This is a genomic window from Flavobacterium anhuiense, assembly GCF_001705175.1.
Lineage (GTDB): Bacteria > Bacteroidota > Bacteroidia > Flavobacteriales > Flavobacteriaceae > Flavobacterium > Flavobacterium anhuiense.
Window position 1 is genome coordinate 1,801,474 of the sequence record NZ_CP016907.1, and the last position, 12,253, is coordinate 1,813,726.

The following is a 12,253-nucleotide window of genomic DNA, read 5'->3' on the forward strand; positions in this document are numbered from 1 at the left end:
TAATTGCTTTTGAACGTAAAAAATAATTAAATCTTAAAAACTTCGTGATTCTTGATTGTTACTAATTGCTAAATATTATTTTTGACGAAAATTATCCCGAAAAATGATTCGCCTTTTTGATCTTTCACTCAAACTAAATGGTTTTCCAATTAAGGAAGCCAAAGCCGAATTGGATAAAATTGTTCACTTTTCTGAAGAAGAGTGCACTTCGTTTATTGAAAAGAAAAAGAAAGAAATTGTTGATTTTCATTTAAATAACAATTCTTTTTATCGTGATTTGCTTGGAAACAAAAAGATTGAAAACTGGAATGATCTTCCGATTTTGAACAAACAGAATCTCCAAAAACCTCTTGAAGAAAGACTTTCAAAAGGGTATTCGAAAAAAAACATTTATCTCAACAAAACATCCGGATCGAGTGGAACTCCTTTTGTTTTTGCTAAAGACAAATATTCTCATGCTTTGACTTGGGCTTCCAATATAATGCGTTTCGGCTGGTTTGGAATTGATTTTAATCATTCGTATCAAGCACGCTTTTACGGAATTCCGATGGATTTTATTGGATATCAAAAAGAACGTTTTAAAGATTTTTTGACACATCGTTTTCGTTTCCCCGTTTTTGATTTGTCTGATGCTGTTTTAGAAAAATTTCTAAAAAAATTCAGAACTAAAAAATTCGATTATATCAACGGATATACAAGTTCAATTGTTCTTTTTGCTAAATTTTTAGAACAGAAAAATATCATTTTAAAAGAAATATGTCCAACACTAAAAGCTTGTTTTGTTACTTCAGAAATGCTTTTTGAAACGGATAAAAGACTTTTGGAAAAACAATTTGGAATTCCAATTATAAGCGAATACGGCGCTTCTGAGCTAGATTTAATTGCTTTTGAAAATCCTAAAGGAGAGTGGCAGATAAACTCAGAAACACTTTTTGTCGAGATTTTAGATGAAAATAATAATCCTGTTCCACATGGAACGGAAGGAAAAATTGTGATTACTTCTTTATTCAATAAAGCAAATCCTTTTATAAGATACGAAATTGGCGACATTGGAATTTTGGACGAAAAAAGCACTCCTCAGAAACCAATTCTTAAAAAATTAATTGGAAGAACCAACGATGTTGCAATTCTTCCAAGCGGTAAAAAATCTCCAGGTTTGACGTTTTATTATGTAACCAAAAGCATTATTGAAGACGATGGAAACGTAAAAGAATTTATCATCAAACAAACCAAATTAGATACTTTTGAAATTGAATATGTCGCTGAAAAAGAATTAATTTCAGAACAAATTGAGAAAATAAAACAAGCAATCAATTTATATTTAGAACCGAATTTAAACTTCACTTTTACAAGAAAAACTATTTTAAAAAGAACCAATCGCGGAAAACTAAAACAGTTTAAATCTTATTTATAAATATAAATAAAATCTTACATTTGTTTTTTTTAATTGAAAAACTTATGGATAATCATTCTCTACTTTCTGAGGAAACAATTTCTAACAAAATATATTTTATTCGCGGGCAAAAAGTCATGCTTGATCGTGATCTTGCCGCACTTTATGGAATTGAAACTAAAGTTTTGAAACAATCTGTCAAAAGGAATGTTTCAAGGTTTCCAGAAGATTTTATGTTTGAACTTACTAAAATAGAATATGATTCTTCAAGGTCACAAATTGTGACCTTGAAGAATGGAAGAGGTTCCAACTTAAAATATCTTCCTTATGCCTTTACTGAACATGGAATTTTAATGCTTTCAAGCATTTTAAAAAGCGACAAAGCCATTCAAACCAATATTCAAATTATGAGAATCTTTACGAAAGTGAGACAAATGCTTTTGGATACAACAGAAATTAAAGTTGATATTTTACAGATTCAGAAGAAGTTAGAGAATCATGACAAAAACATTGAATTAGTATTTTCTTATTTAGATGAATTGACTGAGAAAAAAGAAAATGAATCAGAAAGAGTAAAGATTGGCTATAAAAAATAGTTCTTTAAGGTAACAATTTGTGATCTTAAATAATATTCCAAACTTGATGTCACAAATTGTGGTATCAAGTTTAATTTAAATTTTCTTAATATATTTTCGTTTTATAATCAATTGAGTAAATAAAAACCTCATCATCAGCAAAACAGAAAAAACAAGATTATATCCATGAAATTCTCTATAAACACCAAAATTGTGTTTTATTAGTTTAAATTTTGAAGAAGAAACAGAGTTTTTTCTAATTCTGTAAAAGGCCAAAGGTTCTGGAACTGGTTTTGCTATTTTAATTTGCTTTAAAATTGTTAACCAAATTCTCCAATCTTGGCGTTTTTGTGTAGTTTCCAGAATGATTTTTCCGAAATAATCTGCATCATAAATGGCGGTCAAATTGCCTACGTAATTGCAGAAAAACAATTCCTTATAAGTTAAAGGATTTGGTGACTCAACCCTTCTGCTTAAATTATTTCCTTCTTCATCAATAGAATCATAATAACTAAAAGTAAAAGGCTGATTATTCATTTTTAAAAACTGGATCTGCTTTTCCAATTTTTCAGAAAACCATAAATCATCTGCGTCTAAATAGGCAATATATTTTCCTGTGGCTTTTTCTAAAGCGGCGTTTCTTGCAAAACCGTTTCCGCGATTTTCTGGTAATTTAAAGAGTTTAACTCTACTGTCATTTTGAGCAAATTCTTCTATAATAGAAACGGTTTTGTCTGTAGAGGCATCATCTACTAGAATCATTTCCCAGTTTTGGTAGGTCTGATTTTGAACTGATTCTAAAGTTGCTCTAATGAACTTTTCAGTATTGTATGTTGGTGTTAAAATAGATACTAAATCGTTCATTAGATTTATTATTCTTTCAGAATCTTAATTTATTTTATATAGCTTGAAAAGTCTTTGTGTTCTTCTTTTGCCAGTTCTTCAGGAGATAATGATTTGAAATACTCATAAGTAATTTTCATTCCTTCTGCTCTGCTTACTTTGGCTTCCCAGCCCAACAATTCTTTTGCTTTTGTTGTATCTGGCTGACGCTGTAATGGATCGTTTATTGGCAGCGGATGATAAACTACTTTCTGATTTGTTCCTGTCAGTTTTATAATTTCTTCTGCAAAATCTTTGATTGTGATTTCGTCAGGGTTTCCAATATTTACTGGATATACATAATCTGAGTGTAGCAATCTGTAAATCCCTTCAACTTGGTCATCAACATAACAGAAAGAACGCGTCTGCATTCCGTCTCCAAAAATCGTTAGGTCTTCACCACGTAAAGCCTGACCAATAAACGCTGGAATTACACGTCCGTCGTTTAATCGCATTCTTGGCCCGTAGGTATTAAAAATACGAACGATTCTAGTTTCTACTCCATGAAAAGTATGATATGCCATCGTGATTGACTCCTGAAAACGTTTTGCTTCATCATAAACTCCACGTGGACCTATTGTATTTACATTCCCATAGTATTCCTCAGTTTGTGGATGTACTAAAGGGTCTCCATAAACTTCAGAAGTTGATGCAATCAAAATTCTGGCTTTTTTTACTCTCGCCAATCCAAGTAGATTATGGGTTCCCAAAGATCCCACTTTTAAAGTTTGAATTGGAATTTTTAAATAATCAATCGGACTTGCTGGCGAAGCGAAGTGTAATATATAATCTAAATCGCCTGGAACATGAACAAACTTAGTAATATCATGGTGATAAAACTCGAAATTTTCCAGTTTAAATAAATGTTCAATATTTTTAAGATCTCCTGTAATCAAATTATCCATTCCAATTACAAAGTAACCTTCTTTAATAAATCTGTCACATAAATGTGATCCTAAAAATCCTGCTGCTCCAGTGATAAGTATTCTTTTCATTTTAATATTTTCTGTTCATTATAATAATTTACTGAATTAAACATGCAGTAAAAAACTATAAAGAAAATTATTCCTCTTTGTCGACTCAAAAAAGATTCGGTCAAAAATAAGACTATCATTGTTACCGCAAAAGCAATATGAACAAAATCTTTATTTATAATTCCCTTTTTCAATGTAAAAAATAACATACTTAAAACTATCAAAAAACCAACTACTCCCAACTCTGCAAATATTTGAATATATTCATTATGAAAATTCAATTCTCCATAACTTACGTGTAAATTATGCTGCTTTATTTTCTCTCTAATTTTATATTGAGCAGCATCTAATCCAAATCCTGTAAAAAAAATAGATTCTTCCTGAACCATTTCTTTAAAAATTCTAATCTGAAACAATCGAAAAGCTGCTCCTGGGAAAAAATCGTTCTGCTGGAATTGATCCTGACTCCAAGCTTGCTTTAAACTTATATTATAAATTGGTCCTTGATTTTCTTCTGTCGCATTATTTAAAGAACTATCTACAAATATTGTTTCAAATTCAATCATAAATCTATTTCTAACCGGCTTAATAAAAAGCACAGAACTTATAGAGATAATTATAACCGCCAAAAGCATTATTTTCTTAGTTCCCCTAGAAACTGAAGAAAAAAACGAATAATAAACTATTATCATCATCAAATCTACGATAATGATATTCTTGGATGACAACAAAAATATAAAGACAATAAGAATCCAAAATCCTATTTTATCAATAATTGATTTTTCTTTTTTAACAAGAAAAAAAAACATGGCTAAAGAACCAAAAACAGCCATGTAAATTGCATTTAGTTCTAAACTGACTAATTCATGATAAAAGAAAACGCCCTTGTCTCCTGTATTTATGAATTTTACAATTGCCTTTAGAAAATAGAAAATAGAAAATCCAATCATAGTAAAACTGAACCACTCAATAGCCTTATCTACAACATTTCTATTCATTTTTGGAAATGTGCTAAATGCTAAAGGGATCACTAAAAACAATATTTCTTTTTGTAATCCCTTTATTGTCAGTTTACTTTCTATCGACCAAATTGAAGATATTAACATCAAAACATACAACAGTATTGGAAGCAGTAAAACTCCAGATAATGAAAAATCTGTTTTTTTTGCTTTGAGAAAGGAGACCAATAAAAAAACTATACAAGTTAAACTTCCAATATTATGTTTTAATGGAAGCGTAATAAACATTGCAGCTATCAAATAAGCTAGCAAACTTTTATTCTTCGATAAATCAGTCATTTTATTGAAGGCTTTTTTCAAATAATCTGAGATATGATTCATTTATTTTATTCCAATTAAATTCATTAATAATCATACTGAAGTTATCTTGAATTATTTGTTCATAATCTTCTCTTTTAATTTTTTTCAAGATTTGATTAATGTCTGAGGCATTTGAAAAGTAAAGTGCTCTATTCTCTAAAATGCTATAATTAAACTCATTTTTATGAGCCACAATCATAGCTTTGGCCGCCATTGCTTCAAGTAACGATGGATTGGTTCCTCCAACTGAGTGCCCATGAAAATAAATGTTTGAAAAAAATCTTAAGTTATCCAAATGTTCTTTGTTGTAAATGGCTCCAATAAATCTTAAATTTTGATTATTTTGAAATTTACGTTTAAGCTTTTTTCCAAAATTATTATCGGTATTTCCAATTATCAAAACTGTTTTTTTGTTATTACTTTGAACAATGCCCTCTAAAATTGTCTCTATATTATTCTCGGGTTCTAATCTTGCAATAATTAGATTATAATCATACTTGTCAACTTTATATTGTTTGATTAGGTTTTCATTTTCGTTTTCAAAAGGTTCTGCACCATAAGCAATATAATGAGCCTCTTTATCGTATTTTTCTTTTATATAGTTCTTAATTCCAATCGAATCAGCTATTAAATAATGACTTTTTTTTACCGCAATTTTTTCTGCAATTTTAAGGAACTCTTGAATTTTTTTTGAATACTTGCTCCTTCTCCATTCCAATCCGTCCATATTAGTAATGATAATTGTTTTTTTAGGTAAAAGAGAAGACCAAATAGAACTACTTGTATAACCTAATTGAAGGATAATGTCAAAATTTCTTTTTCTTGAATCTAATATACAATTCAAATCATATAAAAACTGCCCAGCCGTTCCAATCTTATACTCAGGATCATACTGGTGAATAATGTGAACGCCTTTAAATTTTTTGTGTTGATAAATGTGATTATGAGGACTGTAAACATAAATTTCATGATTTTTTTCTGCTAAATAAACAGCAAAAATTTCTGCAAATTGCTCAAATCCGCCATAATTATTTGGAATTCCCCTCGTACCAAGAATTGCTATTTTCATTTAGTTTTGGAGCTGTTATTATTTAATTCTTCTAGAAATAGCAAAGCAGAGTACTTCCAATTATATTTCTCTTTTATTATTTCCACATTATTCATTTTTTTACCTTTATTCAAATTTATTTTTATTTTTTCATTCAAATCGTTCTTGTCAAAAGGGTCAAATTCATTATCATGCAGGAAACTAAAATCTTTCATTGCTGTTCTATTAGAATATAGTGAGGGAATTCCAGCGGCGGCGGCTTCTAAAATCGGAATACCAAATCCTTCAGCAATTGAAGGATAAATGGAAACTTCGGCACCTTTTACAAGCAATTGAAGATCATCAAAACTAAGATTTTCTAGAATAATTATCTTATTTTTAATTGATTCGGGTAACGAATTATATAAATTATTAAACTTCTTATTTATTAAATCTCTTTTCCCCACCAAAACCAGAAAAAAATCTCGATAGTAATTGTTCTCAACAAATACTTCTAATAAAAAATTATGATTCTTTCGAGGTTCCCATCTACTTATATAAATAAAATAATCTTCTATTTTGTATTTTTTAGCAACGCTTAATTTAATTGTTTCTTTGTTATATTCTGCAAAAAAAACATCATTAACGGCATTAGGAGTAATCACAACATTATCGATATTAAAGAGTCTTTGAATTTGTTGTTTTGAATATTCTGAAACAGTCAATATTATATCGGAATGTTTTACACTCCACTTAAATAGAAATTTATTTTTAACTCTATACATCCACGGAAAATATTGTGGGTATTCTAAAAACAATAAATCGTGAATTGTGTTTATATATTTACAATATTTTATTGGCGGCACAATATATTGAAAATGGGCATATTGAATATTATTTGCCTTGATAAGCTTAGGAATATCAACCAGTAAACGATAAAATTTATTTTTATGTGCTAGTTCAAGATATTTAACATTCTCAGCAGTACCAAAAACTTCTTCAAGAATTGCGGTATTTTTTGCGGCAAAATAAAACGTTTTACTATTATCTTTTATTAGTTCTTGATACAAACCAGTAATATAGGTTCTTGTTCCTTCAAAATTTTTATCAAAAATATGACAGTCTACAAATATTTTTATTTTCTCTTCCATATTAAGAATCTTGTTTGAAGACATTTGGTCTTGAAGAAAATACCAATAACCCGCCCAAAATTAAAACAATTACATCTCTTGTATTATATATACCTGTAATTGTTAAGGTTGTGAAGAAAAATGACAAACCTATCACTCCAATAAAAACTGGAACAAATTGATATGCAAAATAAGTATATCGATAAAAACGAGATAAAAAATATAATAATAAAATTAACCCAATAATCCCAGTTTTGTAAAAAATATAAATGTATCCGTTGTGTGTTTCTGATATATATCTCATTCCTTCTTGGTCGAGAGGGGCTTTAAATTTTAGATCAATTAACGAACCAAAACCAGTACCAACAATATAACTTAAAGGATTTTCTTCCATTAATTTCAAAGCTCTTTTAGCTTCGTATCCACGCCAATGATCCCATAATTCCTTATGATTTTCCCTATCGATTTTTGTTTTAAACATTTCTTCGGGTGCAATCTTTACCTTATATAAAAAGGCTTCCAAACCTTTTGCGTTTCGATCTAATTTAACCGAAAACAAGTAAATATATAATACGCCAACAATTGAAACTAAACCAAGAAAAATTTTTATGTTTCTTGAGTTGATCTTTGTGTAGCCATAAATGGTTAAAACTGCTAGAACAACAACGGCAAGCATTGTTCTTGAAAAATATAAAATACAAGATACCAAAAGCGTAAAGAAAATTATATAATGGGCAATTCTTTTTTTGAATATTTTATCATCAAAAAATTTAGCATAAAAACACAAAAACAATAAACTAAAACATTCTAGAAAGTTATCTTTTCCAAAATCATTTCGAAGTTCATTCATATTCTCAATAGACAGCTTGCTGTTCGATAAAACTAAACAAATATGAAAAAGGGCCATAAAAAAGCCTGTAAGAATGATTGTTTTTACAAATGCTTTAAATTCTATTTTTTGAAAGAAAAGATAACCTAAGGTTAGTCCTAAAATAGGTTTTAAGAAATGCGTTATGTCTTTTACTAAATGAATAAACTCGAAATGATTTCCAAAAAAACCTAAAAACCCAATGGTAAAAATCAAAAATAACGGTGTAAGTAAACTTAAAATTTTCAGGCTTATTTTAAATTCATTTAGCAACAACATTACGAATAGAACAATAAATTGAATAACAAAATTTATTCTAAATGAAGAAAGATAAAGTTGTGAAAACACTACTATCAGAAATAAAAAAAGTATGACTTGCCTTATTTTCATTAAATATTTTTTGCAATTCTTTTTATAAGAATATTGATCGAAATCATTAATAATGCGAACTGTTTTTGTACTCCAGAAAAATGTTTGGAAGAATAAACTTGGTAACCTTGCATCAGGTTTCGATTTCTGGTCTTATTATGTCCAACAAAATGAATATAATCAATTGATGGTATAAAAATGCATATTTTTCCAATATTATGCATTCTTTTACATAAATCTACATCCTCAACATACATAAAGTAATCTTTATCAAAACCATGCAAATCTAGGTAATCTTTCTTTCTTAATAACATAAAGGAACCCGTTACCCAATCTACTTCATACGTTTTGCTCAAATTAAATTTGCCATGAACAAACTCTTTTCTTTTATCAGCTAAAAACGAAATTTTTAACAATTTTAAAGGAGAAGGAAATTTACCTACAGCACTAATATACTGTTGTTCTTTATTAAGCATGTTGATGGAGACAATACCAATATTGTTTTTTGAGTACAAAACCTCAACAGCTGATTTAAGATTGTTTAAAAGAATAGTATCATTATTTAACAGCAAAATGGTTTCTCCTTTAGCAAAAGAAACCCCAATGTTATTTGCTTTACCAAAACCTAAATTTGTTTGATTTTCAATAATAATTACATTGGGAAATTTTTCTTTAATAAAACTAATACTGTCATCACTTGAGCAATTATCAACTACTATTATTTCAAAAGACAAATCTCTTAAATAAGTATACAAAGAATTGAGACAATTTTCTAAATATTGAATACCATTATAATTTACAATAATAACTGAGATTAATTGCTCCATCTAAAATAAGGTATAGAAACCCAATTTTTTCTTTATATAATAAACACATAAAAAATTGAGCAGTAAGTTTGTAAATAATCCTGCAAGTGCGGCTCCAAGAATTCCATAATAGGAAATGAGTACAACATTTGCCATAACATTAGAAACGAAACAAATTAACGTAATGTTTCTTAAAATATGCTGATTATTGGTCATATTTAGTATCTGATCACCATTTCCTGACATCGCATTGACTAGAACACCCAAAATTAAAATAATTAATATGTTTCCAGCTGCAACGGCTTCAGAACTAAAAAAAGATAAAATTAACTGATTAAAAATTATGACTACTAAAACCAATGGAATTGTTAGAATTGATATCAGTTTTGTTGCGTTTTGAATCGTTATTTTTAATTCCTCATGGTTATTTTCACCAAATAACCGTGCAATTTTAGGAGTAGTTATTGTACTAATCGAAACAATTATAAGCAATCCTAAATTGGCTATTTTAAAAGCCACATTATAGATTCCGAGATCCTTCTCATTTACCATTAAGCCTAATATAACAACACTTGTAGCGTTTAATAGATATATTAAAAAACCGCTGAAAAATAAAGGCGAAGCCGTTTTTAGTAACTCTCCCGTGGACTGAACTTCCAAATTTTTGTCTGATTTCCATTTAAAAATTGTAATAATTTCAATAAGAACAGTGAAAAATATAGATAGTGAAAAAGCTAAAATGGTGAAATAACTGTCTTTACCTAAAAAATGGAATAGTGATAAAAATCCAATTAAAAGTATGTTTGGAATAACAAAAAAAAACAGGTTGAAATTGAAAAACTTCTTTGTTGCAACAAAAAAATAAACAAAAATTTCGTGGACCACAAAAAATGGTATAGATAAAGCAATTATTAAAAAATAGATGTAAAGGTCTGTGTTTTTAAAAACGGTATCTGCCAAAAAATGCGATCCGAAATAAAAGAAAATCATCGGAAATATCGCAAATAAAAGCACTATTTTACATCCTTTCAATAATAAATTTTTCGCTTCTAGGTAATTATAATTTTTATTTCCAATAACTTTAATAAGCGTGTTGGGAATTCCAAAAGTTATAAATAACGTACAAATCTGAGTAATTGTAACTACTAACGCATATGCACCATACGTGGCAACTCCGAAAAATCTATTAATTAATAAAACAATTAAAAAAGATATAGCCAGACCAAAAATTCTAAACTGAAAGTTTTTTACAAAAGAAGCTATCAAATTTTTATTTTTTTTATCAATCAACTTCATAATCGATTCTCCTTATAGATGCGGCTTCATTAATAAAATAATGTTTCTGTCATACAGCTATTGAACTATTGCTTCAATTCATTAGCCATTTTATCCATTAATAAATCATTCCCCAACAAATATGGATCATAAGAACCATTTACCGAGCTTAATTTATATCCATAATAATTCATGTCCCAAGTTACAAATTCATTGGGCGTAAACCAGTCTAGAAAAATTTCGTTTCCTCCATCAAGCGATTTATCTTTAAATTTTATTACAATATTTTTTATAGTAACATAAGATTGACTTGGATTTACTCCTAAATCTACTCTAAGATTTTTTGGTGTGACATCTTGAGGTAAATCTAAAACTATTTTTTGCATTTTATTAGATGCATAAATTGCCTGTGAAATAGAATTTTCATTACTCCAATCTTTTCCCTCTATTAAATAATAAACTTCCAATTTGTCATTTTTTTGAAAAAGCCCTTCTATTTCAATCGAATAATTATCTTTTTGTTCCTGCGTTTCTGTTTTAAAGGAATTTTGACAAGATCCAATTATTAATGATAGTGAAATAGTTAGAAAACTAAGAAATTTTGCTTTCATTTATTAAAATTAACTTTTAAAAATATTTATTTAATTTTTTTATCAATAAGTAACTGTTGCTTTCTATAAAAACTTCTGGATTTGATCCAGAATACAAACAACAATAAAAAATTAATGGAAGTAAAAAATTGAATTTAAGAAAGAATTTTTTTTTGTTTTCAATATTAATTGAAACACTGTTTTCTTTAACAATTTTATCAAAACCTATTAATTCAATCCTATGAAAAGACTGTTCATTTAGTAAAGCGTCTTTTGTTTTAATAATATCGTTTAATTGCGTGTTTTCATTGTAATACACCAATTTATCATTCTTAAGAGAACCTGTTGTTGTTTGAGAAAAATTACTTAAAACACCATCAATTTGTTTAATAATAGAGTCTATTTCTTTGAGTTTTGAAACAACATTAAAATAGGTTTCTTTTTGAATTTTAGAATAATATTCAGATTTGTTAAAGTATTTTAAAAGCGGCTGAATTAACTTCTTATCTGATGATTTTTGACTGGTTGATAAAATTATCAATTGGTTTGTATAATTTTTGCTGGTTATATTGTCTTCCAAAATCTTTTTTATATCACCATCTTCAGCCATCAATTTTATTAATTGAAAATTTTCCGGTTTATTAGTAATGAAATTATAAACATCTGCAATTGGTTTTATTTCAATACTTTTTAAGATTTTAGGCTGTTGAATACCTACTACATTTTTTAAAAAATTGGTATCTCTTTCATTAATTTTTGAATTGATTAAATCAATCTTAGCATATAGATAGTCTGTACTTTTAAAATTGGGTGTAACAATGATCTCGTGCTTATACGTTTTTTGAACGTTATCCAAAACTACTCCCAAAGCAAATCCAATAGCAACTAAAATCAAGATAATTACCCAATTTCTAATAAAGAATTGAATGCTTCTAAAAATCGAAGTATTTATTCTCCCAAAAAAAATATTGATTTTTTTAGAAATCTGCACCAAATCAATCTCTGGGTCATTTGAATTCTGCGGTACTTTTGTACTCATTTACGA

General features: G+C 28.2%; 12 protein-coding genes. 2 read left to right on the forward strand and 10 right to left on the reverse strand.

The features are described 5' to 3' along the window. Window positions 1–103 precede the first annotated feature (103 nt). Window positions 104–1,414: a phenylacetate--CoA ligase family protein gene (locus BB050_RS07725; protein ID WP_066033171.1), complete on the forward strand. Its 1,311-nt coding sequence runs from the start codon at window positions 104–106 to the stop codon at window positions 1,412–1,414. Between the two features lie 44 nt (window positions 1,415–1,458). Next, window positions 1,459–1,989 carry an ORF6N domain-containing protein gene (locus BB050_RS07730; protein WP_066033172.1) on the forward strand — a complete coding sequence of 177 codons (531 nt, stop codon included), beginning with the start codon at window positions 1,459–1,461 and terminating at the stop codon, window positions 1,987–1,989. Between the two features lie 75 nt (window positions 1,990–2,064). On the opposite strand, the gene BB050_RS07735 is transcribed toward BB050_RS07730, so the two are convergent. The 10 genes from BB050_RS07735 to BB050_RS07780 all read right to left on the reverse strand — a co-directional run bounded on the left by BB050_RS07735 (window position 2,065) and on the right by BB050_RS07780 (window position 12,247). Then, on the reverse strand, window positions 2,065–2,832 hold the full coding sequence (locus BB050_RS07735) for a glycosyltransferase family 2 protein (protein ID WP_066033173.1): 768 nt from the start codon (window positions 2,830–2,832) through the stop codon (window positions 2,065–2,067). Between the two features lie 29 nt (window positions 2,833–2,861). Continuing rightward, a complete protein-coding gene (locus tag BB050_RS07740) occupies window positions 2,862–3,845 on the reverse strand; it encodes a UDP-glucuronic acid decarboxylase family protein (RefSeq protein WP_066033174.1) in 984 nt (327 codons plus the stop codon). Beyond that, the gene (locus tag BB050_RS07745; RefSeq protein ID WP_066033175.1) at window positions 3,842–5,164 is read right to left on the reverse strand and encodes an O-antigen ligase family protein; all 1,323 of its coding nucleotides are present in this window, start codon (window positions 5,162–5,164) and stop codon (window positions 3,842–3,844) included. Before BB050_RS07745 ends, BB050_RS07740 begins: the two co-directional genes overlap by 4 nt. Then, the gene (locus BB050_RS07750; RefSeq protein ID WP_008465804.1) at window positions 5,124–6,212 is read right to left on the reverse strand and encodes a DUF1972 domain-containing protein; all 1,089 of its coding nucleotides are present in this window, start codon (window positions 6,210–6,212) and stop codon (window positions 5,124–5,126) included. Before BB050_RS07750 ends, BB050_RS07745 begins: the two co-directional genes overlap by 41 nt. After that, a complete protein-coding gene (locus BB050_RS07755) occupies window positions 6,209–7,321 on the reverse strand; it encodes a glycosyltransferase family 4 protein (RefSeq protein WP_164085581.1) in 1,113 nt (370 codons plus the stop codon). Before BB050_RS07755 ends, BB050_RS07750 begins: the two co-directional genes overlap by 4 nt. A gap of 1 nt (window position 7,322) precedes the next feature. Next, entirely contained in the window at window positions 7,323–8,384 is a 1,062-nt protein-coding gene (locus BB050_RS07760) for an O-antigen ligase family protein (RefSeq protein WP_164085582.1), read from the reverse strand. Window positions 8,385–8,557: 173 nt separating this feature from the next. Then, entirely contained in the window at window positions 8,558–9,364 is an 807-nt protein-coding gene (locus tag BB050_RS07765; RefSeq protein ID WP_066033177.1) for a glycosyltransferase family 2 protein, read from the reverse strand. After that, on the reverse strand, window positions 9,365–10,639 hold the full coding sequence (locus tag BB050_RS07770; protein ID WP_066033178.1) for an oligosaccharide flippase family protein: 1,275 nt from the start codon (window positions 10,637–10,639) through the stop codon (window positions 9,365–9,367). 65 nt (window positions 10,640–10,704) lie between these two features. Then, complete coding sequence (locus tag BB050_RS07775) at window positions 10,705–11,229, reverse strand: hypothetical protein (RefSeq protein ID WP_066033179.1); 525 nt, start codon at window positions 11,227–11,229, stop codon at window positions 10,705–10,707. Window positions 11,230–11,245: 16 nt separating this feature from the next. Beyond that, window positions 11,246–12,247, reverse strand: a complete 1,002-nt coding sequence (locus tag BB050_RS07780; RefSeq protein ID WP_236940431.1) for a hypothetical protein — start codon at window positions 12,245–12,247, stop codon at window positions 11,246–11,248. Window positions 12,248–12,253: the final 6 nt, after the last annotated feature.